This window comes from Salinibacterium sp. dk2585 (assembly GCF_008001035.1).
GTDB lineage: Bacteria > Actinomycetota > Actinomycetes > Actinomycetales > Microbacteriaceae > Homoserinimonas.
Genome location: NZ_CP042856.1, coordinates 2,455,396 through 2,480,598, shown reverse-complemented (window position 1 = coordinate 2,480,598; position 25,203 = coordinate 2,455,396). Strand labels below are relative to the sequence as shown.

The following is a 25,203-nucleotide window of genomic DNA, read 5'->3' as shown; positions in this document are numbered from 1 at the left end:
CCTTCCGTCGCTTCACTGTGCAGTGAGCTCACAGGGCTCGGGTCGCCCCCTGTAAGTCTGGCATGACCAGGGGCACGATGGTGTCATGGAACCCCGCGACAGCGACGATGACGACATGACCTTCGAGGAGAAGCGGCACGACCAGCTCACGGCCGCGCCAGACGCGGTCGAAGAGGATGCCGCACCCCGCATCGACGTGACGACGACGCCCGAGGGCAACACCCGTATCGACTGGCGCGACGACGCGCCGGTGAGGCCGGGCGAAGGCGACGCGGGGGAGTAACGGGCCGCTGAGCATCCCGTGCAAGGCAGGTGGGAATGCCCGCACAAAGCACCGCCGTGGCTTGAGCTGCGCCTCACTCTGCGGGAGCGTGGGGGGCCAACCCCGAACTGGAAGGAGCGCCATGCTCACCCTCACCGAGACCGCCAGCAACGTCGTCAAGGCCATCATCGACCAGAACCCGGATGTCGAGAGCGCCGGTCTTCGCATCAACTCCGAGGGCACCGCGGCCAATGCTGAACTCGGAGTCTCGGTCGTCGAAGCTCCCGAGGCCAGCGACCAGGTGCTCGAGCAGGATGGCGCCCGCGTCTTCCTCGACGAGGGTGCACGGATCGCCCTCGCCGACAAGGTGCTCGACGCGCAGGTTGCGAGCGACGGCAGCGTCAGCTTCGCGATCGGCCAGCAGACCGCGTAGGTCAACAGCGCCTCACTCGTCTCGAACTCAGGAAGGCTCGGCCTTCCTGAGTTCTGAGATCGGCCTACAGGGCAGCCGCGACCCGGGTGCCCTGCTCGATCGCACGCTTGGCGTCGAGTTCGGATGCGAGGTCCGCTCCGCCGATGACGTGCGCCTTCGCATTCGTTTCCAGCTGCTCGACGAGGTCGCGCACGCTCTCCTGTCCCGCGCAGACGATCACGTTGTCGACCGAAATCACCTGAGCGTCGCTGCGCTCCGGGCCGAAGGTGATGTGGAGGCCCTCATCGTCGATGCGCTCATAGTTGACGCCGCTCAACTGGCGCACGCGCTTGTGCTTCAGCGCCGCGCGGTGCACCCACCCCGTCGTCTTGCCGAGGCCCATGCCGATCTTGCCCGGCTTGCGCTGCAGGAGGGTCACCTCACGCGCGGGCAGTGACGGTTGGGGCTTCACGAGGAAACCCGGCACCGTGCCGTCGTCGGTGACGCCCCACTCGCGCTTCCACTCGGCAAGCTCCTCCGCCGTCGGGTTCACGTCGCGCAGCGTGTGCTCCGTGAGGAACTCGCTCACGTCGACGCCAATGCCGCCCGCGCCGATCACGGCCACCCGCCCGCCGATCTCGCGACGACCGAGCACGGCATCCGCGTAGGTCATGACGCTCGGGTGGTCGATGCCGGGGATCGCCGGGATGCGCGGCGTCACGCCCGTCGCGATGACGACGTCGTCGAAGCCCACCAGGTCGGATGCCGCGGCTCTCCTGCCGAGCCGCACGTCAACCTTGAGCAGCTCGAGCTGCCTGGTGAAGTAGCGGATCGTCTCGGAGAACTCCTCTTTGCCGGGGATGCGGCGGGCGATGTCGAACTGGCCGCCGATGTGCTCGTTCGCCTCGAAGAGCGTGACGTGGTGGCCGCGGCGGGCGGCCGCGACGGTCGCCGAGAGCCCAGCCGGGCCGGCGCCGACGACCGCGACCCGCTTGGCGCGCTTGGTCGGCATCAACACGAGTTCGGTCTCGCGTCCCGCGCGCGGGTTCACGAGGCAGCTCGCCTGCTTGCGCTCGAAGGTGTGGTCGAGGCAGGCCTGGTTGCAGGCGATGCAGGTGTTGATCTCATCGCTCGCATCCGCCGCCGCCTTGCGCACCCAGTCGGGGTCGGCGAGCATCGGGCGGGCGAGCGACACGAGGGCCGTCGCACCCCGGTTCAGGATGCCCTCCGCGACCTCCGGCATGTTGATGCGGTTCGCGGCCGCGACGGGGATCGTGACCTCGCGAGCCAAGCGCTCCGTGATGTCGACGAATGCTGCGCGCGGCACACTCGTGACGATCGTCGGCACGCGGGCCTCATGCCAGCCGATGTCGGTGTTGATGATGGTGGCGCCGGCCGTCTCGATCTCGCGCGCGAGCGTCACGATCTCGTCCCAGGTCTGGCCCTGCTCCACGTAGTCCGCCATCGAGAGGCGGAACAGGATGATGAAGTCATCGCCGACCGCGGCACGCATGCGGCGCGTGACCTCGACGGCGAAACGGCGACGCTTCTCGGGGGAGCCGCCCCAGGCATCCGTCCTGTGGTTGGTGCGCTCCGCAAGGAACTGGTTGATGAGGTACCCCTCGCCTCCCATGATCTCGACACCGTCGTAGCCGGCTTCGCGCGCCAGCCGTGCCGTGCGGGCGTAGGAGTCAATCGTGCGCTCGACGCCCCTCGCACTCAAGGCCCGCGGGGTGAAGGGTGTGATGGGCGACTTGATCGCCGAGGCTGAGACGCTGAGCGGGTGGTAGCCGTAGCGGCCCGCGTGCAGGATCTGCAGCGCGATCTTGCCGCCCTCCGCGTGCACGGCCTCCGTGACCGTGCGGTGCCGCGGCAGCTCCCGCCTGCTGCTGAGCTTCGACCCGAACGGCGACAACCAGCCGCGGATGCTCGGGGCGTAGCCGCCCGTCACGATCAGCCCCACGCCGCCCCGCGCGCGCTCGGCGAAGAAAGCAGCGAGCTTCGTCGCATCCGAGGCCTTGTCTTCGAGACCGGTGTGCATCGAGCCCATGATGACGCGGTTCTCGAGCGTCGTGAATCCGAGGTCGAGGGGCGCGAGGAGCTTCGGGAACGGCGTCGTCATGGCGTCAGGCTAGCGGGGGGCCTGCTTGGCCCGTAGTCGGCTATCGGGAGTGACAACGTCGTGCCCCATCCGGCGCGAGGTTTTGGTGGCATCCACATCGCAGTCGCCGGCATGTGGTCCCAGGCCGTGGTCAAACCACCGTGGACCTTGCCTGTATTCTGCTCGAGTGGTAGTAGCGAGGCGGTCTAGTGGTTCTTGAGGCCGCGCCTGCGGTAGAGCGGTCCAAGTTCCAGCGCAAGCTCCTTGCCGCACGGACCGTGACCGAAGCTGCCTATTTCGCAGCAGAGCACGCGCGTCGCCTGCTCGACAGCGACCTCGCCTGGGTCGGCGTACGCGAGGATGCGATCATGTACATGGCTGGATCATCCGGTCTGCGCACCGCAGAAATGATGTCCGCCTGGAAGCTCGAGCTAGGCCTGGGGATCGGCGGCCAGGCGATAGCCGAGGGCAGAGCGCTCGCCGACCCCGACTACGACTACCAGGACGACCCCCTGCTCGAGTACCCCAAACGGGCGCGCCTCATCAACCAGGAGGGAATCGTCGGGGTTGCCGCCGCGCCGCTTCTCGCGAGTGAAGAGACCTTCGGCGTGCTCTATGTGGGGCAGCGGGAGGTGAGGCACTTCGAACGCTCCGAACTCTCCGAGCTCGAATTCATCGCCGACTGCCTGACGACAACCGTCGCGAAGCTGAAGTCGTCCGAGTTGGATCAGGAGACGATACGCAGGCTCTCCGAGGAGCTCAAGGAGAACGAGGACGTCGTCTACCAGACGCGCGTGCTCCTCGAGACCGCGACCCAAACGGAGGAACCGGAACGCGTCATGGAGGTCGTCGCCCATCGCCTGCAGGTGCGGCTCGACCTGCAGGATGACGCCGGGCGAGTGCTCACGAGTGTGAGCGGCATCGCGGTTGACATCAGCCCGTGGGAACTGTGGGCGGTGGAGACCAGCCCCCTGCAGACGGGACGACTGGTCTTCTACGGCCGCAGGGCATTCACCCGCGCGGAGATGACCCTCGCCAAGACGGTCGTGAACGTCATCGACCTGCAGCTCATGCGCAAGTCGGCGTCGCTCGCGGCAGAGATGCGGCTCAGCAACCGCTTCTTTGAGCGTCTCCTGGAGGCCGAGGTGGACGAGCGAGCACTCACTATGGACGCCGCCCTGCTCGGAGCGCGCATCGAAGGTCCTCTGCGCGCCCTCGTGGTGCGAGCCGTGGGACAGACGGGCACCGCGCCCAGTTCCTCGGTCGGCACCGTGCGCGACGCCATCCGGAGGTACTTTCCGGACTCCCTTGCGCTCTCCTATCGGGGAGACATCATCGGTCTCCTGCCTGTGGCGCAGCACAGCTCCAAGCAGATCCTCGGCTATGTCGGGGGAGAGCTGCTGCCGGGCATCCGGGGGACGCAGTACCGCGCTGTGCTCGGCCCCAAGGTCCACAGTCTGGGAGAGCTATCCGGGTCGTACTACCGAGCACTTCTGACCCTCGACCTCTCCACCGGATACGAGCCCGAGCAGCTGGCCACTCTCTACGACAGGACGCTCGACGCCTTTCCTGCCGATGCCACGCGCGAGACGATCCAGCGCCACGTCAACTCGGTGCTCGGCAGCCTCGCCGATCGGGACGGCAGTGGCGGGGGCGACTATGTCAAGACACTCATCGCGTACTTCGCTGAGGACCGCCACCTCAAGCGAACGGCAGAGCGGCTGCACGTGCACCTCAACACGGTGCGGTACCGCGTCGAACGCATCGAGGAAATCCTCGAGATCAGCTTCCGCGACCCGGACCAGAGGTTCCGGGTCGAATGGGCCGTCCGGCTCCAGGATCGGCTGACTCGCACCCAGTGGGCAAGCCATTGACGGGATCCTGAGCTCCCCGCGTGGGGGTGCTCGTCCGTCAGCGACGCGCGGGGATGGCCGCAAGCGCGACCGCGACGAGGGCGAGGCTCGCCCCCACGATCATGCTTGTCGAGACCCCATCGGTGAGGGGCGCCATCCATTCGATGGCTAGCGATGAGAGCAGCTGGCCGGCCACGCTCGCCATGCCGAGGAGCAGCACCCCGACCATCCGCACGAGCGAAGTCGAGACAGCGACGAAGACGATGCCGAACACCCCGCCGAGATACAGCCAGGGGGATGTCGGCCATGCCGGGGGCCATCCGTGGAATGCGATGGATACGAGAGCGCAGGCGACCAGGGCGGCGGCACCCACGAGGAAGGTGACGAAGGCCACAGCGATGGCGCTGCCCGCGGTCTCGCGGAGCACTCCATTGATCGCGACCTGCCATGAGACCCCGACCCCCACGACCACGGGGGCGACAACGAGCCACGAGGCCAGATCATGCCCCAGCGTGTCCCATCCGGCGATGAGCACTGCGAGCACGACGAGCACGGCACCCAGCACACGCTGGGGGGTGAGGGATACCCGCCCCGCTGGACCGATCAGGGTGCGGTCCATCAGGAGGCCGCCGGTGGCCTGCCCGGCGACGATCCCCAGGGTGAAGAGCACGATGCCGACGGCGGGGGTGAGGAGGGACTGGGAGAGCACGAAGAGCGACCCCATGAGGCCGCCACCAAGGGTCCAGGTCTGGAGCTGCCCGGAGCGCAGGCCCGAGAAGACGCGGCGCAGTCCGGTCCGCAACTGGGGTGATAGGCACGCGATGATGCACAGGACGCTGAGCCCGACGAGCAGTGAGATCGCCGCCGCGACGATGCCGTCGCCGAGCTGCTGGGCGAGTCCGCCATTCACGCGTGACTGGATGGCGATGAAGGAACCGGCGATGCCCGCCCCGAGCAAGGCGAATGGCAGGTGGTACCGCGCCCGACGCCCTGTCACCCTCGGTCCTCGCGGTTGGGCATGGTCTTGTGGCAAAGCTGTGCTCCTGCTTTCGTTCGCGGCGCTGCGTTAGATCACCTCGTCAAGACTGAGGCGTGGCACGGCCCTTGTGTACGGCGTGCGATGCCCTGCTGGGCGCCGTGTCTTGGCAGATTGCGCCAATTGATGCGACGTATCGGACGATTCACTTCCCGCCATGGCGAAGCGCGTCGCGGCGCTTGGCGACGCGGGCCAAACGCGGCCCTAAACCTTGGCATCGGAATCCATACTCGCTCGCTGTCGTGATCGACAAACTGATGCGACTACCAACAGATTCCTGCAGGTCCAGAGAGTGGAATGCGCCCCCCTGGTGCCGGATGGCAGGACCAAGCAGCAAGGAGGCAACATGTTCCGATCTTCACCGGAGCCCGGCAAGGGCCGGCTTTCCATCGCTACGCGTATGGGCTCGCTCGTCGTCGGTGCAGTGTTCCTCGCCGGCTGCTCGTCGGCACCGACCACGGCCCCTGTCGATGACGGCAACCTACCCTTCACCGAGATTCCCCGCCCTGAGGTCGTCCAGGAACTGGCTGACCGCGTGCCTGCGGAGATCCGCGACAAAGGCCACCTCAGCATCGCTCTCGACATCTACCCCACCGCTGTCATCGCGCCGCCGGAGGGCGGAGACCTTCGCGGCTGGGAGGTCTCGACAGCGCAGGCCCTTGGCGCCGTGCTCGACCTCGACCTCAAGTTCGAGAAGACCTCGTTCGACTCCATGCTCCCGGGTCTCGTCTCTGGTCGCTACGACGCCGTCATGTCGTCGTGGGCGGCCACGCCTGCCCGCACCGAAGAGGTCACCTTCGTGATCGCGCACTCCACCGACATCAGCATGCTGGTGCGCGAGGACTCGGACTTCACAGCAGACAGCCTGCTCGACCTCTGCGGCCAGCGCCTCGGACTCATCGCCGGCTCGATCCAGGTTCCGGAGTACGAGACGATCTACCAGCCCGGTTGCGTTGAGGCAGGTCTCCCTGGCATCGAGCTGCAGACGTTCAAGACCATCAACGAGGCGGTCCTCGCACTTGACGCGGACCGCATCGATGTGCAGATCTCGGCCACCGACATGCACGTCTACCTCATGAGCCAGCAGCCCGACAGCTTCAAGTCGGTCTACCGCTTCGACTCGCCGACTCTCGTATCGGTGCACGAGGACGTACGTCCCGGTTCGTCGGGGATCGCGCTCGCGCGCGAGTCCGACTACTGGGAGGAGCTCGCCGAAGTGATCAAGGACGCTCTCAACGTCATCATCGAAGACGGCACCCACCAGGCGATTCTCGACAAGTGGAACAGCGGCTTCGGCGGAGTCGACGAGGCAATCATCGTTCCGTAAGGGACGTCACGGTAAAGGGAACGTCACATGAGTAGTTCACCTGTCAACCTTCGAGCAACACGCAGTGGCTCCGTCTTCGTGTCGGAAGGAGTGGAGGTCCGGCGCGACGCGGCAGTCAAGCGGCAGCGGCATCCGTGGCAGACAGCAGCCTCGATCGTGGTGCTGATCGTCTTCCTCGCGGTCGTCTACAGCTTCATGACAAACGAACGGGTCGAATGGCCCGTCATCGCGAAGTACATCTTCGCCCCGGCGGTCTTCGAAGGCCTGCGGAACACCGTGGTGCTCACTGTCGCGGCGATGTCGCTCGGCTTGGCGATCGGCGTGATGATCGCGCTGATGAAGATGTCGAGCAACCTAACCCTCAAGGCTATCGCCGGGTTCTACCAGTGGTTCTTCCGCGGCACCCCGTTGCTCGTGCAGCTGATCTTCTGGTTCAACCTCTCGGTGCTGTACCCGAAGATCGCTCTCGGCATCCCGTGGGGGCCGACGTTCTTCGAGGCGAGCACGAACCAGTTCATCACCGTGTGGGTTGCGGCGCTCATCGGGCTCGGGCTCAACGAGGGTGCCTACGTCAGCGAGATCATCCGAAGCGGACTGATCTCCGTGAACAAGGGGCAGAAGGAGGCCGCGTTCGCCCTCGGGATGACGCCGTTCCTCAACTTCCGCAGGGTCATAGCGCCGCAGGCGCTGCGCGTGATCGTGCCTCCGCTGGGCAACCAGGTCATCAGCATGCTCAAGGCGACAGCGCTCGTCAGCGTGATCGCGCTGCCCGAACTTCTCTACTCGGTGCAGCTCATCTACTCGCAGACCTTCGAGATCATCCCGCTGCTGATCGTCGCGTGCCTCTGGTACCTGGTGCTGACGACGATCCTCTCGATCGGACAGCACTTCTTGGAGCGCAACTACAACCGTGGCTACTCCGACCGCGGCCCTCGCCGCGTCGAGCTCGAGGAAGGGAACTAGAGATGGAAACGTCACTCGCAACCAAGGAGCGATCGGTGGGCGACAAAAACTTGTCACCCGTCGTCCAGGTGGTCAATCTCCACAAGTCCTTCGGATCGATCGAGGTGCTGAAGGGTATCGACTTGGAGCTAGTCGAAGGCCAAGTCATGTGCGTGCTCGGACCGTCCGGATCCGGCAAGAGCACCATGCTGCGCTGCATCAATCACCTCGAGACGCCGACGGAAGGCTTCGTCGTGGTCGATGGGGAGGTTATCGGCTATCGGCCTGACGGTGACGGACTGCACGCGCTGAACACGTCGAAGATTGCGAAGCAGCGCCAGTCCATGGGAATGGTGTTTCAGCAGTTCAACCTGTTCCCGCACATGACGGCACTCGAGAACATCATCGAGGCGCCGATCCGTGTGCTCGGTCGGAGCAAGGCGCAGGCCACCAAGGAGGCCCTCGAGCTCCTGGCCGACGTGGGGCTCAGGGCACACGCAAATCACTACCCCGCGCAGCTCTCGGGAGGGCAGCAGCAGCGCGTCGCGATTGCCAGGGCACTCGCGATGCATCCCCGCGTCATGCTCTTCGACGAGCCGACGTCTGCCCTCGACCCCGAGCTTGTGGGCGAGGTGCTCGACGTGATGCGTTCGCTCGGAGAGAAGGGGATGACGATGCTCGTCGTAACCCATGAGATCGGCTTCGCAAACAGCGTTGCAGACCAGGTCGTCTTCATGGACGGCGGCGTCATCGTCGAGCAGGGCCCTCCCGCCGAAGTGCTGGGAAATCCCAAGGAAGCGCGCACGCAGCGCTTCATGAAGAGCGTTCTCTGACCGGCGCGGCCCCAGGCCGATGTGAAAGGACAAGATATTGAAGGCCGTAGTAACAAACGCTTTCGGCGGCACCGAGCAGTTCGAGCTCGTAGAGCGACCGATTCCTGAGCCCGCAGAGGGACAGGTCGTGATCAAGAACGCCTATGCGGGCCTGATCTACGCTGACACGCTCATTCGCTCGGGTGCGTATGCCCGCTGGCGCGCAGAGCTGCCCACTGTGCTCGGGTCCGAAGTGGTCGGCACCATCAGCGCCGTGGGCAACGGTGTCACCGAGTTCAAGGTGGGTGACCGAGTCAGTGCCGAGATGGTAAGGGGAGGCGCCTACCAGGAGTACTCCGTCGCCCCCGTGACCCGCACGACGGTGATCCCCGACGAGGCATCCTTCGAGGCGGCCGTCGTGCACAGCTTCAACCTGCCCGCCGCATACCTCATCTACTACAACTTCGTAGAGCTGTCGCCTGAGAGCGATCGCGACATCCTGATCCACTCCGCGGCCGGAGGTCTCGGTTCCATGCTGACCCTCGTCGCCAAGAAGAACGGGCACCGGGTCATCGGCCTCGTCTCTGACCCGGCGAAGCGCGAGGCATGCCTCAGTTTCGGCGCGGATGACGTGATCGTCACGTCCGAGCACCCCGACTACGAGAACGAGGTGCTCCGACTGACGGACGGTCGCGGCGTCGACGTCACCATGAACCACATGGCGGGCGAGTGGATGCGCAACGACCTGAAGGCGCTCAAGTTCCGCGGCAAGCTCATGCTCACCAACATCATCCAGGGCTTCCCCGAGGCGGACTGGGAACTCAAGAATCTCATCGTCAACGGCTCGCCGAACATCGTGATGGCAGCGAGCGCGACGCTCTACGGCACGCCTGAGCACCGCCCTGCCCTCGACTACCTCAGCGAATGCCTGAAGGAAGACAACCTGCAGGGGCTCGCAGAGGTCTACCCCTTCACCGCGGAGGGCATCAGCGAGGCCCACCAGCGGCTGGAGACGGGCAAGACCGTCGGCAAGCTCGCAATCAAGTTCTGACACACGACCTCACAAAGGATCCACAAATGAAAGCTCTTCTCACCCGCGAGTTCGGCGACGCCGACTCCTTCGAACTCATCGACGCCCCGGAGCCCACGGCGGGCGCCGGCGAGGTGCTCATCAAGAACGCCTACGCAGGTGTCATCTACGCCGACACCCTGATCCGTCGCGGAGGCTACCTGCGGTGGAAGGCCGCGATGCCGTCGGTGCTCGGTTCCGAGGTCGTCGGCACGATCGTCGCCGTTGGCGACGGGGTTGAGGGTCTTGCCGTAGGCGACCGCGTCAGCGCGGAACTCGTGCGTGGCGGCGCCTACCAGGAACTGTCGGTGGCGCCGGCATCCCGCACGACACTCATCCCGGACGAGGCGTCGTTCGAGGAGGCCGTGGTCTACAGCTTCAACCTGCCAGCCGCGTACCTCATGTACCACCACTTCACCCCCATCGCGTCGGATGCCACTGTGCTCATCCACTCGGCGGCGGGTGGCCTCGGCACCATGCTCACGCTCGTCGCGAAGGAGAACGGCAACCGCGTGATCGCGGTGGTCTCTGACGAGTCGAAGCGTGAGGCCTGCATTGCCAACGGCGCGGACGAAGTGATCTCCCGAGCGGAGCACCCGGATTACGAGAACGAGGTCCTTCGCCTCACCGACGGTGAGGGCGTGGATGTCTCTATCAACCACGTGGCGGGAAGCACCCTCGTCAATGACCTCAAGGCCCTGAAGTTCCGCGGGATGATCATGCTCTCCAATGCGCTTGAGGGGCTGAGCATCCTTGATGCTGAGGGTTCGAACCTCTACTACAACAAGTGCGCGAAGTTCGTCGTCGCCGCGAGTGCAACCCTCTATGGCACGGAGGAGCACCGGCCCGCCCTCGACTTCCTGTCGAACTGGCTGAAGCGCGACGGACTGCAGGCGCCGACGGCTGTCTTCCCCTTCAGCAAGGAGGGTGTCGGCGACGCGCACCGACTCATTGAGTCGGGAACGTCGGTCGGTAAGATCGCGATCCGTTTCTAGGAATGCACCGGTCCCGGGGTTGCTCAGAGCGACCCCGGGCCTTTTCTTGCGCGCGAGGCGCCTTCCCTTGGGAAGGCTGCGTGCCACGTCCATGCCTCGAGTGACAACGCCGGGAGGCCACTGTGCCGTGACGCCGCCTGCTTCCCGGCTGTGCTCCTGCCCGCATGGAGCAGAGTGCAGGCACGCCGGCCTCCGTTGCCCGCCCCAGGCCGGCGACGAGGCGGTGACGACCTAGCTATAGCTGACGTCGAAGGGCCACCCCGCGCGGGGAGCTCGAGGCGAGCGCGGAGCGGTCGCGCGACCCCAGCGCCGACCGAGCCTGCGAGGGCGGTGACGACCTAGCTATAGCTGACGTCGAAGGGCCACCCGCGCGGTGGAGCTCGAGGCGAGCGCGGAGCGGTCGCGCGACCCCAGCGCCGACCGAGCCTGCGAGGGCGGTGACGACCTAGCTATAGCTGACGTCGAAGGGCCACCCCGTGTACGCCTCTGCGAGGTAGGTCTGGCCGGCGGGCGAGCTCGTGACCGTCTCGAGTTCGCCGTAGCGGCGCTGCTTGTCGAAGGGGTGCTCGTCGGGTGTCGCGTGCAGCATTGACGTCATCCAGTAGGAGAACTGCTGGCCGCGCCAGATGCGCTTGAGCGCGGTCGGAGCGTAGTTGTCGAGCTTCTCGGTGCTGCCGTTGTCGAAGTAGGCCGTCATGGCGTCGGCGAGCACGAGCACGTCGGCGACCGCGAGGTTCATGCCCTTGGCGCCGGTCGGCGGCACCGTGTGGGCCGCGTCCCCCGCGAGGAACATGCGGCCGTACTGCATGGTCTCGCAGACGTAGGAACGGAACTGGAGCACGTCCTTCTGGAAGATGTGCCCGCGCTTGAGCTCGTGGCCGGGCACGCGCGCCTGCAGCTCATCCCAGATCTGCTCCTCGCCCCAGGTGTTCGTGTCGGTCTCGGGGTCGCACTGGAAGTACATGCGCTGCACGGTCTCGCTTCGCTGGCTGATGAGGGCGAAGCCGTTGTCGCCCGCGCTGTAGATGAGCTCCTCGCTGCTGGGCGACGCCTCGGCGAGGATGCCGAACCAGGCGAAGGGGTAGGGGCGGAAGAAGTCGCGGCGATCGGTCTCGGGGATCGACCATTTGGCGATGCCCTGCGAGCCGTCGGTGCCCGCGATGAAGTCGCATTCGACCACGAGATCCTGCCCCGAATCATCCGTGAAGCTGATGCTTGGGCTGTCGCTGAGCTGGCCGTGCAGCGCCGCATTGCTGGCGCCGAAGCGGATGTCTGCTCCCGCGGCAAGGCGCGAGGCGATGAGGTCGATCAGCACCTCGTGCTGCGGATAGAGGTAGACGGAACGGCCGACGAGTGACGGGAAGTCGATGCGGTGGCCCTCGCCCTGGAAGCGCAGCTCGATGCCGTCGTGCTTGTGGCCGTCGCGCAGCACGCGGTCGCTGACGCCCGTGTTGACGAGCACGTCGACCGTGCCCTGCTCGAGGATGCCGGCGCGGATCGTCTTCTCGATGTCCTCCCGGCTGCGCTTGTCGATCACGACCGAGGAGATGCCCGCGCGGTCGAGGAGGTGGGAGAGCAGGAGGCCGGCAGGGCCGGCCCCGATGATGCCGACCTGGGTGCGGATCGTCTCGGTCATGGGGACTCCTTTGTCGGCGCGGCCCGGTGCCGCGAGTGTCAGTGGAGGCCTGTCGTGGGCCCTGCTGCCATTGTGGAGAGCCCTGGGCCGAGCATGAACTCAGTTCCTGTTCAATGGGAAAGATTCTGTGAATCGCGCATTGCGCGGGTGATCCCCGTCGAGGCCGACTTGAGATACATCACGACGGTTCCGACGTCGCCGTGGTCGCGAGGGAGCACGACAGAGAGCGCCGCGATCGTGCCGCCACCCGGGCCCTTGACCGGTACCGCGACACCCACCGATTCCGGTGCGATGTAGCCGGGGGCGATGACGTGCCCGATGCGTCGGATCTCGCCGATCATCGAGCGCAGACGAGCGGGGTCGGTCACGGTCTCGGCCGAGCGCTGCTGCAACTCGCCCGCGAGCACGCGGTCCTGCAGCGCGGCATCCGCATTGGCCAGCAGCACGAGGCCGGACGACGAGGCGTGCAGCGGCAGGCGCCCCGCGATCCGTGTGATGTTCGCGCCGGAGTCGCGGCTCGAAAGCCGCTCGATGAAGAGGGCCTCGTCGTCTTCCAGCACCGCCAACTGCGTGTGCTGGCGCACCTTCGCCTGCACGCTCTCCATGAACGGGATCGCGATCTGGCGAAGTCGCAGCGCCTGCGAGCCGCGCATGGCCAGCTCCCAGAGGCGCATCCCGACGTGCACGTTGCCGCGCTCGTCGCGTTCGAGCAGGCCGTGCTCGCTCAATTCTGCGACGAGCCGGTGGGTCGTCGACGACGGGATGCCCGTGCGCCGTGCGATATCCGAGACGCTACGGCTCGTGCGATCCGTGTCGAACGTCTCGAGGATGCGAACGACACGAGAGATGAGGGAGTCACCACTCGGCGAGTTGGCCATGTGTTCAGCGTCTCACGGGGCGCTCGAGCCGGAGGCTACTGACGCAGCCTGGAGGGCAGCCGCCGCGACGCCGAGCGCCGGCGGGCCGAGTTGCAGGACCAGGTACACCACGAGCGGCGCAGCGCCGCTCCCTGCCTGCCTGCGAGCGAACGTGGTCCGGACGACGAGGTACAAAAGCGGCCAGAGCGGTGCGAGCCACGGCGCCGCCGTCTCCTCGTGCCCCAGCCGCCGCAAAGCAGAGCGGTCCTTGACGGCGAAGAGGAGTACCAGCGCGGCGATCGTCAGGGTTGTCGCGACGACGAACACCGTCAGGCTGGCCGCCATCGAGCCGTCGTCTTGTGCCCGAGCAACCGCGATGAAGTGTTCGAGGCCGAAGATCATGATTGCAACGGGCGCTGCCGCGGCACTACCGACAAAGGGCGTCGCGATTAGGCACCACACCCACGCGGTGTTGCTGCGGACGGGCCCCGTGTCCCATGATGCCGACGGGATTCGGGAGTTGGCGCGGGCAATGGTTTCCGACTGCCTGAGGGGGTCCGTGGGCCTGAGACCAGTGCCGAGCTGCTGCCCGAACGATGGCAGCGAGGCTCGCCACTCCTCCTCGCTGAGCGCGCGAGGGTCGCGGAACCCCGGTGCGGACTGGTTCGGGTATTCCTGTCCGGTAAAGCTCACGCCCGGTCCCCCTCCGGTCTGTGACGATTCGGTTCACGGTAACCAGTCGGTGAGGTGTAGCGGCATCCCCGCTTCGGGGGTGAGTGCTCGGCTTCGGGGGCGAGTGCCCAGCTCAGTGGCGGGCGCGCGGCCGCCGGGGCGCGGACTTCTTGGCGGAAGCGCCCTTGGCGCGGGCCGGTGGAGCTGGCGGCGTGGGCGGAGGCCCATCGACCCTGTCTTCCTGTGGATCGTCCGCTGGAGCGGGAAGCCCGAACGGCAGCTTGTGTGCGAGGGCCGCAAGGCCACGGCCGATGCGGGCGGCGGTGCGGATGCGACGGGGCGCTGCGGCTGCGGATGTCTCGGCTTCCTCGCCGTCGCGCAGTGTCGCCTTCTGCTCCACGAGGTCCACGACGTCGTAGACGGGGGCGGGCCGCTGGAATGGCGCGGTGTGCTGCGTCCACGTCTTGCCGTCCCACCAGCGACGGTGATCGGCCCCACTGGGGTCGGGGTACCACCCGGCGGGCAGTCGTATGTTGTGGAGCTCAGGCATGGTGCGCGTGTTGTCCCTTCGCGGATCCAGACATAGTCTCTCGCGACAACAGCCGTACCCGGAGGGCGAATCGCACAGTTTCCACGCGATTTCTTGGCTGAAACCTCCCGCACAGCCGCGGCGGCCGCGCATTCAGGCAACCGTAGGGTGCCCGGCGCACGATGGCGTCATGCGTGAGACACAGGACGGCCCCATCCAGGACGGCAGCGACGACGCCAGCAATGAGCAGCGTCTCGACGGCATCATCGAGCAGGTGCGCTCAGATCTTCGTCAGGGCCACACGCACGAATCAGCAGAGCAGATGTTGCGGCAGCGGGTACGCGAGACAGGCGTTGAGCTGAGCGATGAGCGCATCGCGGAGATTGCGCGGGGGCTCTCATCGGCGCAGTGACCGACCACGCGCCTCGTTATGCTGGGGAAGGCTGACGGGCTCCTTCACTCATGTGGGCCCAGGCTCGAACGATTGGGCCTACATGACTCTCTCTTCCCTTGGCTGCGACGGCCTCACTCCGTGGCAGGCGTTCCGCGCTGACCTCGACTTCGTGCGGGATGTGCTGACCGCCAACGGCATCGACTACTTCCTCGTGCGCAGGCAGGACCCGCGTCCGGTCGTCGTCATCGATCTCGCCGAGCGTGAGCGGTTCGAAGCCGCTCTTGCCTCGGCGTGCCAGGCGGAACCCTTCCGCTCGCGAACCATGAGGATGGCGAAGGCCGCGAGGGCAGACCTCGCTGCACGCGACATCCGCGTCGACCAATCCGTCGTTGGGAGTTCGGTGCCGCTCGCGGAGGGCAGGCTGTCACCCGACCCGGAGGCGCGGGCCTTCACTCTGTACCGTCCCCGCATCTCTGAGCACGGCACCCTGCGCTACGACCACGAGAACGGTGTTCCGGTCGAGCTGTGGGAGTGGGACGACATCCGTGGCCAGGTCATCGCTCCGCGCCCCAACATCCTGCAGCGGCACCACACCCCCACCTCGGAGATCGTGCGTGACACGGTCGAGCTCTATGGGCGGCAGTGGCCGACCCTGCAGGGAATGTTCGAACCCTCGAGCCTCGATGTGACCTTCGACATCGACATCATCTTCTCGTGGGTCGACGGGTCATCCGAGGAGTACCAGCGGCAGCGTGCGGCGCGCATGGCGAGCTACGTCGTGGGCGAAGGTGACGACCACGAGGCGCGTTTCCGGCAGATCGACGAACTCAAGTACGCGCTTCGCTCGGTGCACCTCTTCGCGCCGTGGATCCGCAACATCTACATCGTGACCGACTCGCCGCGGCCCGCCTGGCTGGCCGAGCATCCGAAGGTCACGCTACTGCGGAGCGAGCAGTTCTTCGCCGACACGAGCGTGCTGCCGACCCACAACTCGCACGCGGTTGAGAGCCAACTGCACCACATCGAGGGGCTGAGCGAGCACTTCCTCTACTCGAACGACGACATGTTCTTCGGCCGCGCGGTCGGGCCCGAGATGTTCTTCTCTCCCGGCGGCGTGAGCAAGTTCATCCTGTCTGAGACGCGCATTGGCATGGGGCAGAACCATCCCAGCCGCAGCGGCTTCGAGAATGCGGCACGCACCAACCGCAGGCTCCTCAAAGACCGCTTCGGCGTGACGATCACGAACCACCTCGAGCATGCCGCCGCGCCCCTGCGCCGTTCAGTGCTGCAGGAGCTGGAGGCCGAGTTCCCCGAGGAGTTCGCCCGCACTGCCGCCGCACAGTTCCGGCAGGCCACCGACATCTCGGTGACCAACTCCTTCTACCACTACTACGCACTCATGACGGGGCGCGCGGTCATCCAGCCGACGGCCAGGGTGCGCTACGTCGACACGACCGCGCGGCAGGGTGTGAAGGACATGAAGCGACTGCTGAAGCGGCGCGACTACGACTTCTTCTGCCTCAACGACGGCTCCTTCCCCGAGCTCGACGCGATGGAGCGGGCCGAAGCGGTGCTGGGGTTCCTCGAGCACTACTTCCCGATCGCGGCGCCATGGGAGAGCCCGAGCGACTGAGCTACCCGACGGGCATGAGGTCGAGCACTCCCGTCGTCAGCGGCGGCTCCGCCGGCACGGGCGCATTGGCCGGAGGCAGGATGCTCACCCCGTGACGGGCGAGGATCTGCGCCGTCTCGTCGGTCGAGGTGTACGACAGCGTCGAGGAGGCTGCGACGGGCACGACCGTGTGCATGACGGTGTCGTCGTAGACGTGGATGAGGTTGTACGACTGCGCACCGTCGCGCGGCATGGTCGAACCGAACTCGCCCGCGAGGTCCTGCGTGTAGCAGGTGGCGGATGCGACCGAGACGGGGATGCCGGCGAAGGTCGCGGTCGTCGAATAGTGCAGGTGGCCCGCGATGATGCTCCGGATGTCCGAGCCTCGCACGACCTCGGCGAGGGGCCCGCGGTCGCGAAGCTCCACGAGCACCGCGAGGTCTTGCACGCTCGGCACGGGCGGGTGGTGCATCGCGAGGATCGTGCCATGAGGTGCGGGTGACGCGAGTTCCTCGGCGAGCCAGTCGAGCTGCTCGTCGCTCACCTCGCCGTGATGGTGGCCCGGCACGGTCGAGTCGAGCGTGATGATGCGGAGGCCGTTGATGTCGTGCACGCGGTCGACGGGCCTGGTCGAGGGGTGCTGGTCGAGCAGTTGCTCGCGGAACGCGCCCCGGTCGTCGTGGTTGCCCATGACCCACACGACCTGTGCGCCCAGGCGTTCCGCCGCGGGTTCGACGATCGCGCGAAGCTTCGCGTAGGCCTCCGGCTCGCCGTGATCGGCGAGGTCGCCCGTGAGCACGATCGCCTCCGGGCGAGCACCGGATGCTTCCAAGCGCGCAAAGAGTTCAGCCAGGCGCGCTTCGCTGTCGACACGGTCGTAGAGGCGCTTGCCTCCAGCGAGAAGGTGGGTGTCGCTGAGGTGCAGGACGAAATGGTCGGGCCGTCGGTGAGCGGCCGTATAACCGGACATGACTCCAGTCCATCATTCGAATCCGAACGGCGCACTAACGCGAGGCGGCGATTCGCACCCCAGTTCGGGGTGTGTCGCGCGGGAGAAGGGGCTGTCGGCACCCATTGTGGGGACTGCCACTTGCGGTGATGCGCGCGCTTTACTTGGGTCTTACCCGACGCGGCCGTGGCCGCATTGTTTCCTTTCGATGTTGAAAGACGCCCTGGAGGTGCTCCATGCCCAAGCACGTCACCGCTCGGATGAGCCGCGCTTGGGTCCGCTCCGGCCGTTCAGTCGCTGTCGCCCTCGCTGTCGCCGGGCTGGGCGTCTCGCTCGTCGGTTGCGCTGGAGACGCGGCACCGCCTTCGGCGCCGGCCGCGAACTCCGACGTGGGCAAGGCATTCGCGAGCGAAGATGGCGTCGCGGTCTCGGTGACACGTCGCATCTGCGGCATCAGCGGCGTGGGCGAGGACAAGCCCGAGTTCACGGCCGTGGGCCAGTACTGCACCGTCGGGGTCAATGTCGAAAACGGCACGGACGAGACGATTGACCTCGCACAGCTCAAGGTCAAGGGCCTCGCCTCCGACGTGGAGTACTTCCCCGACTATTGGGCCGGGACGGCCGCCGACGGCGGCATGCAGGCGCTCGACGCGGGAGAGTCCGTCGAGTCCACCCTCTTCTTCGACATGCCGAAGGACCAGCTGCTGGAGCGCGTCGAGCTGACGAGCCCGTGGTCGGGGATCGAATCGTTCGAGGTGAGCTTCTAGGGCATCCGTCTGTCGGCGTCGGCCGATCGGTTGACGCGGAGCGGGTGCTGCGCGCCTATCGTGGCGTGTATGAGACGTTTCCTCTCCGTGCTCGCCGTCACCGCCCTCGCCCTGCTCGGGGTGTGGTCGGCACCCGTCCAAGCGGCGCAGGCCGGCGTTGAAGACTTCGAGTTCGAAAGCTTCCACGCCGACTACTACCTCGGCACGAATGAGGAGGGTCGCGCGACGCTGCGTGTGGTCGAGACGATCGTGGCGGAGTTCCCCGACTTCGACCAGAACCGCGGCATCCTGCGCACCATCCCCGACCGCTACAACGGCCTGCCGACGCATCCGACCGTCGTGTCAGTCACTGACGAGACGGGTGCACCGGTCGAATACGAGGAAGAGGATGTCGACGGCGGCATCGAGCTCGCCCTCGGCGGCGACGACTACGTGCAGGGCGAGCAGACTTACGTCATCGAGTACACGATGGTCAATGCGAACCGCTACTACCCCGACACGGACTCGGACGAGTTCTACTGGGACGTGAACGGTCTCGAGTGGCCGCAGCCGTTCGGCGTCGTGAGCGCGACCCTCCACCTTGAGCCGGGCCTCGAAGAGAAGCTCACGGGCAACGTCGCTGCCGTCTGGGGTGCGGAGGGCCAGGCGAAGCCGGCCGAGATCGACGGTCTCAACTTCGAGGCGCGCAACGTGGGGCCGTATGAGGGCCTCACCATCGCGGTCGGCTTCGAGCCTGACACCTTCACCGAGCGCCCGAGCGGCTTCTTCGACGCGCCCTGGCCGACGCTCTCCTTCGTCGGCGCTGCCGGCACGGTCGTCGCGCTGCTGTGGGCCTTCCACGTGCGTCGGACGCGGCTGGCGGATGCTCCGGGGCGCGGCATCATCGTGCCCGAATACGGCCCACCACCAGGCGAGCCCCTCGTGAAGTCAGCCTTCGTGGTGGGTGCGGGCGCCAAAGCCACGCCGGCGCAGATCATCGCGCTCGCGGTCGCCCGTCGCATCCGTGTCATCGAGGCGGGGATGTCGCCCCTCATCAAGAAGCCCAGGTACCGCCTCCAGTTCGTGACGGCGGATGGCGTCGACGAGTACGAACGCGAGTTCCTGCACGCGCTCTTCGGCGCGACCCTCACGCCGGGAGAGCACCGCGACCTCGACAAACAGGACGAGAAGGCGACCAAGAAGCTCGGCAAGCTCTATGAGCGGGTCGGCAAGCAGCTCGTGGAGGAGGGCTACCGGCGCAAGTACCCGGGCAAGGCCGTCGTGCCCGTGTTGATCTTCAACGCTGTTGCCATGGTGGCGGGCATCATCTTCGCGGCGGTCTCGCTCGACCTCGCCTACGGCGGCGGATGGCCCGGTGTCGCGCTTGCCCTCTCGCTCATCGTGGGAGCCTCGTCCTTCATGCCGCTCATCAAGACTCCCCTCGACGAGCGCGGGGTGGCAGTGCGCGACCACATGAAGGGCCTCAAGGACTACATCGAACTCGCGGAGGCAGACCGCTTGCGCTACCTGCAGTCGCCCCAGGGCGCCCTCCGCGAACCCATCGCCACCGACGACACGGCCCAGATCGTGAAGCTCAACGAGAAGCTGCTGCCCTACGCAATGCTCTTCGGCCATGAGAAGGAGTGGGCGGAGGAGCTCGGGCGCTACTACCAGGAGCAGGGCAGCACACCCGACTGGTACGTCGGCTCGGGCCCCTTCAATGCGGCCGTCTTCGCCTCGAGCATCGGGAGCGTCAGCACGAGCGCGACGTCCAGCTTCAGCTCCTCCTCGGGCGGTTCGACTGGCGGCGCCGTCTCGGGCGGTGGCGGTGGCGGCGGCGGTGGAGGTGGCCGCTAGTACTCTGGACCGGTGCCACCCAGCCCGCTGAACCCGTCGCCCTATGAGGTGCTCGGCGTCGCGCCGAGCGCGAGCGACGAGGAGCTGCGCAAGGCATACCGGCGGATGCTGCGCGAGACGCACCCCGACACGGGCGGCGACGCGAAGCGCTTCCACGACGTGCAGCGCGCGTGGGAACAGCTCGGCACGCCGGTCGACCGGGCGGCCTACGATCGCGGTCGCCCCAGCCGCAACGCACAGAGCCATGCGACATGGGCTCCAGCCGCGCCGCGGCGAACCTCCGAGAGCCGCCCCCAGGCGCGCACCTACGGGCACCCCGGCGGGCTCAGCCGTGAGCACTACCTCGACCTGATGCGTGAGTGGGCCGGCCGAGGCGCCGCCCTGCCAGACCCGTATGACCCCGCACTCGTGCGGTCGGCGCCCCGCGACATCCGCCACCTGCTCGCGAACGCCCTCGCGGAGGAGGCGACGGCGGCGCAGGCGGCCGAGCTCGGCATCGCCTACACGGTCTGGCATGACGTGGCGACGGATGCCGCGGGCGACCCGTGGGCGTCGAAGCTCGACCATGTCGTGCTCGGGCCGAGCGGGCTCTTCGCGGTGCAGTCTGAGGATTGGGGCTCGCCCGTGCGGGTCAAGCGCAACGAGATCGTGGGCGAGGCGCTTGCGCCGGGGGAGCGGCCGCTCCATTCCCTGTCGCTGCGGGCCAAGTCGGTCGCGAGGGCCGCCAAGGTCAAGTTCACGAACCTCGTCGTCGTCGTGCCGGACGACGCGATCGACGAGGCTCTGACCGTCGGCCGGATGCGCGGCGTCACGAGTGCGGTCGTGCAGCGTTCGCGCCTGCCAGGCGTGCTGCGGGGTGACCTTGCCGACGCGCCACTGATCGGCGGCACGGAACTGTTCGAGGTGCGCACGCGGCTGCAGTCCAGCATCCGCTTCACCTGATCAGCTGGCGGCGCGTTCCCCGTCGTCGACGATCTTCGCCAGCAGGCGATCGAGTGACTGCCTCTCGGTGTCGCTCAGGTTGCCGGTGAGCATCTCATTCACCCGGAGCGCGGCAGGGCGCAGCTGCTCGAAGAGTTCTCGGCCCTCCTTCGTCATGGTGACGGTCTTGCGGCGCTTGTCGTCGCCGTCGCGACGGGTCTCGACGCTGCCCTGGCCTTCCATGCGGCGCAGGAGTTCCGCGAGCGAGGACTTGTCGAGCTGCGTGAGGTCCATGAGCTGTCGTTGGCCGAGCTCACCGTGCTCGTTGAGGAAGTAGAGCACCCCGTACTGCACAGAGGTGGTCTCGCTCGAGACGTGTTCGTGCCAGAGGGCCGTGTGGGTCTGGAGCGCGCGCCTGATGGCGAGGCTTCGGTACGGGACGGGCGCCGTCATGTTCCCCCACACTTCATCGTGATCTGGCCAATCGTCGCGTGTACGGACGATCTCCGATCACTGTAGTGCCAGGCGCCCAAGCGGCTAGTTGACGCTCCGGATGACCTCGGAGGTGAGCAGCTTCTCGAGGGTGGCGTCGAACTGCTTCAGTTCAGCCGCCGTCAGGCCGCTCGCCATCATGTCGTTGATGAGGTCCGCGCCGGTCGAGAGCTCGTCGTGGATGCGCCGCCCCTTCTCGGTGATCGAGACGGTCTTGCATCGCTTGTCGTCGGGATCCCGTGCGGTCGTGATGTTGCCCTGCTGCTCCATGCGGCGCAGCAGCTCAGCGAGCGAGGACTTGTCGATCTGCGCGAGCCGGAGCAGCTCGCGCTGGGGCTGATCCCCGTGGTGATGGAGGCACCACAGCACGACGTACTGCACCGAGGTGATCTCGGTGGACACGTGCTCGTACCAGAGCGTGCTGTGGACGTGGAGCAGCCTGCGCAGCCGGGGTGTGCGGTAGGGCGGCGGCAGCTTGCTGTTGTCCATCTTCAGGCTCCTTCGAGCACGGCGTGAGCGCGGTGGGGCGTGCGTGCACTGTATTGCAGGTTGTTCGGCACGGCGATGGGTAACGCCAAGGGATCCCGCTTGTCTGAACGCCAGCCGGGAAAATGATCCAGGGTGGGCATTCGAGTCGATCATGAGGAGGACATGGACACCGCAAAGCTCACCTCAGCCGCTTGTATCAGCTATGCCGCGAACGCGAGTCTCGGCCTCGGCGTCGCGACCAAGGTCGTCGACACGAGCAGCGCCCGCTGGATTCACCACGCCCTCTACATCTCGACGCTGGGCCTCACAGGGCTCGTGGTCTGGAACGGGCTCGGTCCGCTCGTGCTCTCCGCCCGCAGCGCCATCGCGCGCAAGCCGCGCGGTGTCATCGCGGGGCGGGAAGCCGGCGCGAGCCTTCCCCCGGTGCGCCCCCAGGGAGCCGGCAACAAGCGAAAGAACAAGGGCAAGCTCGCCTCGTGGGTGCTGCTTCCCGCGCTCGTGCCGCTCGGTGTCCTCTCCGCCGTGGATGCCCGCAGCCCGCTGCATCCGATCGTCGCCCTCACCGCCGCGCCCTTCTATGTGGTCGCTGGCGTCATCGCCGGTGTTGCCGGAGCCAAGAAGCGCAAGGAGAAGCGCACGACGCCGGCAGCGGGACGGAAGCGGCGCGGGTAGTGGAACTGTTCGACGCCATCCGCCGCCGCAAGACCACCAACGGCCCCTTCTTGCCCGACCCCATCTCCGAGGAGCACCAGCGGCTCCTCGTCGAGCTCGCCGGCCGCGCGCCCTCGCAACTCAACTCCCAGCCCTGGCGGTTCGTGCTCATCGAGAACCGCGACACGATCGAGACCATTGCGCGCATCAGCGGCGAGAGCATGACCGAGGCCATGTCGAACGGCACCTTCTTCGAGCGCTACAAGCCCTACTTCCGCTTCTCGAAGAAGGAGATGGCCGAGAAGCGCAGCGGCATGCTCTTCGACAGGATGCCGGCGGCCCTTCGGCCCTTCACCTCGCAGGCGTTCACGCCGCGCGGGCAGAAGCTCATGAACTCGCTGCACGTGCCGCAGACGCTCGGTGCCGAGAACCGCAAGCTCGTCGCAGGGTCACCGCTGCTCATGGCCGTGCTGCTCGATCGCAGCGAATACCGGCCAGGCGAACTCTCCTCCTTCTACTCGGTCTTCAGCATGGGCGCGGCCATGGAGAACGTCTGGCTCGCCACCGTCGAACTCGGGATGGGCATCCAGTTCGTCTCCTTCCCCATGGAGGTGCCGGGGCGCTGGGCCGAGATTGAACGCCTGCTCGAAGTGCCGGGCGACCTCGAACTCATGGCGGTCTACCGGCTCGGGTACGTGCCGGAGGACAAGCGCAGGCCCGCGATCGACTGGACCAGCCACGAGCGCAAGCTGCCCTCCCAATACGTCTTCGCTGAGAGCTGCAGCACGCCCCGAACTGGGTGGGACGAAGCACCCACCTCACCGGAATAGAGTGGATGCCACTCCAGCTCCGTCCCGCAACACCGGCAATTGAGGAATGCAGTGAAAGTCGTCAGTTATAACCTGCGCAAGCACCGCGCGGTGGGGGAGATTGAGGCGCTCGCCGAGGAACACGACCTCGACCTGATGTGCCTGCAGGAGGCAGACACGGCCGAACTTCCCGCCGAGGTGGGCGGCATGCACCTCGCCGATGCGACGAGGCGCAACCGGCTCGGCCTCGCCGTCTACTACCGTCGCGATCGCTTCACGGCGACCGAGACGAAGGCATTCGAACTCAAGAAGTCGCTCCACGACCACCTCCTGAAGCCCGCCCACGAGCGCCTGCTCGGCAGTCGCCTCGTCGACCTCAAGCACGACTGCGAGGTCGTGGTCGCCTCCTTCCACGCCGCACCGCTCACCGCCCTCAACTCGCTGCGACGCGAGCAGATCCGGGTCGCGCACGAGCAACTGCACGCCATGGGCCCTGGTCTGCCCACTCTTATGGTCGGCGACTACAACTACCCGGTCTTCAAGAACCAGCTCACGCGGCGGGTCGGCGAGAACGGCTACGACCTCACGCTCAGTGACACGCGCACCTACACGCGCTACAAGTTCTTCCGAGGACACTTCGACCTCGCCACCTCGATGGGGCTCGAGATCGGCAGCGTCGAGACGCTGCCGCGCGGCACATCCGACCACATGCCGATCCTCGTCACCGCCACCTATCGAGAGGCCGCGCAGGCCAAGAGCGCCTGAGCCCGGTCGCCGGGGAGTCTGTGGGCCGCGTACTCTGGAAGTGGCAGCCCTAGCCCCAGCGGATGCCGAGACGAAAGGCCCCCCGGCGTGAGCGAATGCATCCACGGACTCGATAAAGAACTCTGCGACATCTGTTCGCCCAAGCCCGCGCCCGCTGCACCGCCGAAGGTCACCAAGGCCCGCACGCCCCGCGCCTCCGCAGGGGCACCGCGCCCCGCGCGCCCCGCGATCGCGAAGCGCGCCCCGGGTGCCCCCGTCGACAAGCCCATCAACGTCGAGGCGCACCGCGTGTTCCACCTGACGCACGTGCGCAACCTCGCCGGCATCGCCGAGAGGGGTGCGCTGCTCCCCGCGAACTCGGTCGAGCCCAACATCGACATCAGTTCGCCCTCGCACCGCGAGCAGCGGCGCGCGGCGACACTCCCTGAGGCGGTTACCGCGCCCGCGCAGGCCGCCGCCGGACTCGCGGCCTCGGCCGAAACCGGCACGGATGCCGTCGAGGCCGAGGAATCAGCACCCAGCGTCGTCGCCGACTGCGTGCCCTTCTTCGCAACGCCCGAATCGGGGCTGTGGGGCGACATCCGCTCGGGCACTCCCGACCCCCGCCTCAGCGCAGCCGCGCGCACGAGCTCGGTCGGCGACTACGTGATGCTCGCCACGACCGTCGCCGAGATCGAGAAGGCGGCACCACTCGTGCTCGCGCTCGACGAGGCATCCGCCCCCACCGCCCCCATGACGGCCGACCCTGTCGCCCTCCGGCGCGAACTGCGTCGACTCATCGCGATCGAGGCGCTCGACGGTGACGAGCGACCCCTCGCCGGCGTTGAACTGCTCGTGGCCGGACCCGTGCCGATCGAGGCGATCTCCCTCATCGGCGTCGCCAACTCCAAGGCGCGCGATGAGGTCAAGGCGGTGCTGGCTGACGCGGGCGTCAACATCCGCGTTGCCGTGTACCCGCCCTGGTTCGTTCGCTCCTAGCCCTTTCCCAACTCAGGAGCCAGCTTTCCCAACTCAG

Annotated in this window: 26 protein-coding genes; 17 read left to right on the top strand and 9 right to left on the bottom strand. The window is 66.9% G+C overall.

Annotation, left to right across the window (positions count from 1 at the left end):
* Positions 1 to 85: 85 nt before the first annotated feature.
* Together FVA74_RS11710 and FVA74_RS11705 are read left to right on the top strand one after the other, a co-directional pair.
* Positions 86 to 283, top strand: a complete 198-nt coding sequence (locus tag FVA74_RS11710) for a multidrug transporter (RefSeq protein WP_147722668.1) — start codon at positions 86 to 88, stop codon at positions 281 to 283.
* A 121-nt stretch (positions 284 to 404) separates the two neighbouring features.
* Positions 405 to 695 carry an iron-sulfur cluster assembly accessory protein gene (locus tag FVA74_RS11705; protein WP_147722666.1) on the top strand — a complete coding sequence of 97 codons (291 nt, stop codon included), beginning with the start codon at positions 405 to 407 and terminating at the stop codon, positions 693 to 695.
* A gap of 64 nt (positions 696 to 759) precedes the next feature.
* On the opposite strand, the gene FVA74_RS11700 is transcribed toward FVA74_RS11705, so the two are convergent.
* Positions 760 to 2,796 (bottom strand): NADPH-dependent 2,4-dienoyl-CoA reductase, encoded by a 2,037-nt coding sequence (locus FVA74_RS11700; protein ID WP_147722664.1) that lies wholly within the window; start codon positions 2,794 to 2,796, stop codon positions 760 to 762.
* A gap of 188 nt (positions 2,797 to 2,984) precedes the next feature.
* Between FVA74_RS11700 and FVA74_RS11695 the strand changes: the two genes are divergently transcribed.
* Positions 2,985 to 4,649 (top strand): helix-turn-helix domain-containing protein, encoded by a 1,665-nt coding sequence (locus FVA74_RS11695; protein ID WP_147722662.1) that lies wholly within the window; start codon positions 2,985 to 2,987, stop codon positions 4,647 to 4,649.
* A gap of 37 nt (positions 4,650 to 4,686) precedes the next feature.
* Here FVA74_RS11695 and FVA74_RS11690 read toward each other — a convergent pair whose 3' ends face one another.
* Positions 4,687 to 5,625 (bottom strand): DMT family transporter, encoded by a 939-nt coding sequence (locus FVA74_RS11690; protein WP_240792231.1) that lies wholly within the window; start codon positions 5,623 to 5,625, stop codon positions 4,687 to 4,689.
* A gap of 385 nt (positions 5,626 to 6,010) precedes the next feature.
* Between FVA74_RS11690 and FVA74_RS11685 the strand changes: the two genes are divergently transcribed.
* Genes FVA74_RS11685 through FVA74_RS11665 form a run of 5 tightly spaced genes read left to right on the top strand, consistent with a single transcriptional unit; the run spans position 6,011 to position 10,809 of the window.
* Positions 6,011 to 6,991 (top strand): transporter substrate-binding domain-containing protein, encoded by a 981-nt coding sequence (locus tag FVA74_RS11685; RefSeq protein WP_147722659.1) that lies wholly within the window; start codon positions 6,011 to 6,013, stop codon positions 6,989 to 6,991.
* Between the two features lie 27 nt (positions 6,992 to 7,018).
* Entirely contained in the window at positions 7,019 to 7,954 is a 936-nt protein-coding gene (locus FVA74_RS11680; RefSeq protein WP_147722657.1) for an amino acid ABC transporter permease, read from the top strand.
* A gap of 2 nt (positions 7,955 to 7,956) precedes the next feature.
* Entirely contained in the window at positions 7,957 to 8,766 is an 810-nt protein-coding gene (locus FVA74_RS11675) for an amino acid ABC transporter ATP-binding protein (protein WP_147722655.1), read from the top strand.
* A gap of 37 nt (positions 8,767 to 8,803) precedes the next feature.
* Positions 8,804 to 9,796: a zinc-binding alcohol dehydrogenase family protein gene (locus tag FVA74_RS11670; protein WP_147722653.1), complete on the top strand. Its 993-nt coding sequence runs from the start codon at positions 8,804 to 8,806 to the stop codon at positions 9,794 to 9,796.
* A gap of 26 nt (positions 9,797 to 9,822) precedes the next feature.
* Positions 9,823 to 10,809, top strand: a complete 987-nt coding sequence (locus FVA74_RS11665; RefSeq protein ID WP_168220126.1) for a zinc-binding dehydrogenase — start codon at positions 9,823 to 9,825, stop codon at positions 10,807 to 10,809.
* A gap of 445 nt (positions 10,810 to 11,254) precedes the next feature.
* On the opposite strand, the gene FVA74_RS11660 is transcribed toward FVA74_RS11665, so the two are convergent.
* From FVA74_RS11660 to FVA74_RS11645, 4 genes are all read right to left on the bottom strand, one after another.
* The gene (locus FVA74_RS11660) at positions 11,255 to 12,445 is read right to left on the bottom strand and encodes a 4-hydroxybenzoate 3-monooxygenase (RefSeq protein ID WP_147722649.1); all 1,191 of its coding nucleotides are present in this window, start codon (positions 12,443 to 12,445) and stop codon (positions 11,255 to 11,257) included.
* Positions 12,446 to 12,555: 110 nt separating this feature from the next.
* Positions 12,556 to 13,323, bottom strand: a complete 768-nt coding sequence (locus FVA74_RS11655; RefSeq protein WP_147722647.1) for an IclR family transcriptional regulator — start codon at positions 13,321 to 13,323, stop codon at positions 12,556 to 12,558.
* Positions 13,324 to 13,335: 12 nt separating this feature from the next.
* Positions 13,336 to 13,995, bottom strand: coding sequence for a hypothetical protein (locus FVA74_RS11650; RefSeq protein ID WP_147722645.1), 660 nt, complete (start codon positions 13,993 to 13,995; stop codon positions 13,336 to 13,338).
* Between the two features lie 112 nt (positions 13,996 to 14,107).
* Positions 14,108 to 14,524 carry a DUF2510 domain-containing protein gene (locus FVA74_RS11645; RefSeq protein WP_147722643.1) on the bottom strand — a complete coding sequence of 139 codons (417 nt, stop codon included), beginning with the start codon at positions 14,522 to 14,524 and terminating at the stop codon, positions 14,108 to 14,110.
* Positions 14,525 to 14,693: 169 nt separating this feature from the next.
* Here FVA74_RS11645 and FVA74_RS11640 point away from each other — a divergent pair, with 169 nt between their 5' ends.
* The gene (locus FVA74_RS11640) at positions 14,694 to 14,915 is read left to right on the top strand and encodes a hypothetical protein (protein WP_147722641.1); all 222 of its coding nucleotides are present in this window, start codon (positions 14,694 to 14,696) and stop codon (positions 14,913 to 14,915) included.
* Positions 14,916 to 14,997: 82 nt separating this feature from the next.
* Positions 14,998 to 16,530, top strand: coding sequence for a stealth family protein (locus tag FVA74_RS11635; RefSeq protein ID WP_147722639.1), 1,533 nt, complete (start codon positions 14,998 to 15,000; stop codon positions 16,528 to 16,530).
* Position 16,531: 1 nt separating this feature from the next.
* Here the strand turns inward: FVA74_RS11635 and FVA74_RS11630 are convergent, their stop codons facing one another.
* Positions 16,532 to 17,479, bottom strand: coding sequence for a phosphodiesterase (locus FVA74_RS11630; protein ID WP_147722637.1), 948 nt, complete (start codon positions 17,477 to 17,479; stop codon positions 16,532 to 16,534).
* A 215-nt stretch (positions 17,480 to 17,694) separates the two neighbouring features.
* Between FVA74_RS11630 and FVA74_RS11625 the strand changes: the two genes are divergently transcribed.
* From FVA74_RS11625 to FVA74_RS11615, 3 genes are all read left to right on the top strand, one after another.
* Positions 17,695 to 18,225: a DUF4352 domain-containing protein gene (locus FVA74_RS11625; protein ID WP_147722635.1), complete on the top strand. Its 531-nt coding sequence runs from the start codon at positions 17,695 to 17,697 to the stop codon at positions 18,223 to 18,225.
* A 69-nt stretch (positions 18,226 to 18,294) separates the two neighbouring features.
* Positions 18,295 to 20,061, top strand: a complete 1,767-nt coding sequence (locus FVA74_RS11620; RefSeq protein ID WP_147722633.1) for a DUF2207 domain-containing protein — start codon at positions 18,295 to 18,297, stop codon at positions 20,059 to 20,061.
* A 12-nt stretch (positions 20,062 to 20,073) separates the two neighbouring features.
* Positions 20,074 to 21,003, top strand: a complete 930-nt coding sequence (locus tag FVA74_RS11615) for a J domain-containing protein (RefSeq protein WP_147722631.1) — start codon at positions 20,074 to 20,076, stop codon at positions 21,001 to 21,003.
* Here the strand turns inward: FVA74_RS11615 and FVA74_RS11610 are convergent, their stop codons facing one another.
* Together FVA74_RS11610 and FVA74_RS11605 are read right to left on the bottom strand one after the other, a co-directional pair.
* Complete coding sequence (locus FVA74_RS11610) at positions 21,004 to 21,435, bottom strand: MarR family winged helix-turn-helix transcriptional regulator (RefSeq protein ID WP_147722629.1); 432 nt, start codon at positions 21,433 to 21,435, stop codon at positions 21,004 to 21,006.
* A gap of 84 nt (positions 21,436 to 21,519) precedes the next feature.
* Positions 21,520 to 21,963 (bottom strand): MarR family winged helix-turn-helix transcriptional regulator, encoded by a 444-nt coding sequence (locus FVA74_RS11605; RefSeq protein WP_168220125.1) that lies wholly within the window; start codon positions 21,961 to 21,963, stop codon positions 21,520 to 21,522.
* Between the two features lie 162 nt (positions 21,964 to 22,125).
* Between FVA74_RS11605 and FVA74_RS11600 the strand changes: the two genes are divergently transcribed.
* The 4 genes from FVA74_RS11600 to FVA74_RS11585 all read left to right on the top strand — a co-directional run bounded on the left by FVA74_RS11600 (position 22,126) and on the right by FVA74_RS11585 (position 25,166).
* A complete protein-coding gene (locus FVA74_RS11600; protein ID WP_147722626.1) occupies positions 22,126 to 22,635 on the top strand; it encodes a hypothetical protein in 510 nt (169 codons plus the stop codon).
* Positions 22,635 to 23,444, top strand: coding sequence for a nitroreductase family protein (locus FVA74_RS11595; RefSeq protein ID WP_147722624.1), 810 nt, complete (start codon positions 22,635 to 22,637; stop codon positions 23,442 to 23,444). The genes FVA74_RS11600 and FVA74_RS11595 overlap by 1 nt, the downstream gene beginning before the upstream one ends.
* Positions 23,445 to 23,495: 51 nt before the next feature.
* Complete coding sequence (locus FVA74_RS11590; protein WP_147722622.1) at positions 23,496 to 24,188, top strand: endonuclease/exonuclease/phosphatase family protein; 693 nt, start codon at positions 23,496 to 23,498, stop codon at positions 24,186 to 24,188.
* Between the two features lie 87 nt (positions 24,189 to 24,275).
* Positions 24,276 to 25,166, top strand: coding sequence for a DarT ssDNA thymidine ADP-ribosyltransferase family protein (locus FVA74_RS11585; RefSeq protein WP_168220124.1), 891 nt, complete (start codon positions 24,276 to 24,278; stop codon positions 25,164 to 25,166).
* The last annotated feature ends 37 nt before the right edge of the window (positions 25,167 to 25,203 follow it).

Coding starts and splice junctions, on each gene's coding strand:
- FVA74_RS11655 (WP_147722647.1), bottom strand. CDS start 13,323: ATGGCCAACTCGCCGAGTGGTGACTCCCTCATCTCTCGTGTCGTTCGC.
- FVA74_RS11700 (WP_147722664.1), bottom strand. CDS start 2,796: ATGACGACGCCGTTCCCGAAGCTCCTCGCGCCCCTCGACCTCGGATTC.
- FVA74_RS11685 (WP_147722659.1), top strand. CDS start 6,011: ATGTTCCGATCTTCACCGGAGCCCGGCAAGGGCCGGCTTTCCATCGCT.
- FVA74_RS11625 (WP_147722635.1), top strand. CDS start 17,695: ATGCCCAAGCACGTCACCGCTCGGATGAGCCGCGCTTGGGTCCGCTCC.
- FVA74_RS11665 (WP_168220126.1), top strand. CDS start 9,823: ATGAAAGCTCTTCTCACCCGCGAGTTCGGCGACGCCGACTCCTTCGAA.
- FVA74_RS11620 (WP_147722633.1), top strand. CDS start 18,295: ATGAGACGTTTCCTCTCCGTGCTCGCCGTCACCGCCCTCGCCCTGCTC.
- FVA74_RS11675 (WP_147722655.1), top strand. CDS start 7,957: ATGGAAACGTCACTCGCAACCAAGGAGCGATCGGTGGGCGACAAAAAC.
- FVA74_RS11610 (WP_147722629.1), bottom strand. CDS start 21,435: ATGACGGCGCCCGTCCCGTACCGAAGCCTCGCCATCAGGCGCGCGCTC.
- FVA74_RS11630 (WP_147722637.1), bottom strand. CDS start 17,479: ATGTCCGGTTATACGGCCGCTCACCGACGGCCCGACCATTTCGTCCTG.
- FVA74_RS11705 (WP_147722666.1), top strand. CDS start 405: ATGCTCACCCTCACCGAGACCGCCAGCAACGTCGTCAAGGCCATCATC.
- FVA74_RS11660 (WP_147722649.1), bottom strand. CDS start 12,445: ATGACCGAGACGATCCGCACCCAGGTCGGCATCATCGGGGCCGGCCCT.
- FVA74_RS11680 (WP_147722657.1), top strand. CDS start 7,019: ATGAGTAGTTCACCTGTCAACCTTCGAGCAACACGCAGTGGCTCCGTC.
- FVA74_RS11640 (WP_147722641.1), top strand. CDS start 14,694: ATGCGTGAGACACAGGACGGCCCCATCCAGGACGGCAGCGACGACGCC.
- FVA74_RS11710 (WP_147722668.1), top strand. CDS start 86: ATGGAACCCCGCGACAGCGACGATGACGACATGACCTTCGAGGAGAAG.
- FVA74_RS11600 (WP_147722626.1), top strand. CDS start 22,126: ATGGACACCGCAAAGCTCACCTCAGCCGCTTGTATCAGCTATGCCGCG.
- FVA74_RS11645 (WP_147722643.1), bottom strand. CDS start 14,524: ATGCCTGAGCTCCACAACATACGACTGCCCGCCGGGTGGTACCCCGAC.
- FVA74_RS11635 (WP_147722639.1), top strand. CDS start 14,998: ATGACTCTCTCTTCCCTTGGCTGCGACGGCCTCACTCCGTGGCAGGCG.
- FVA74_RS11605 (WP_168220125.1), bottom strand. CDS start 21,963: ATGGACAACAGCAAGCTGCCGCCGCCCTACCGCACACCCCGGCTGCGC.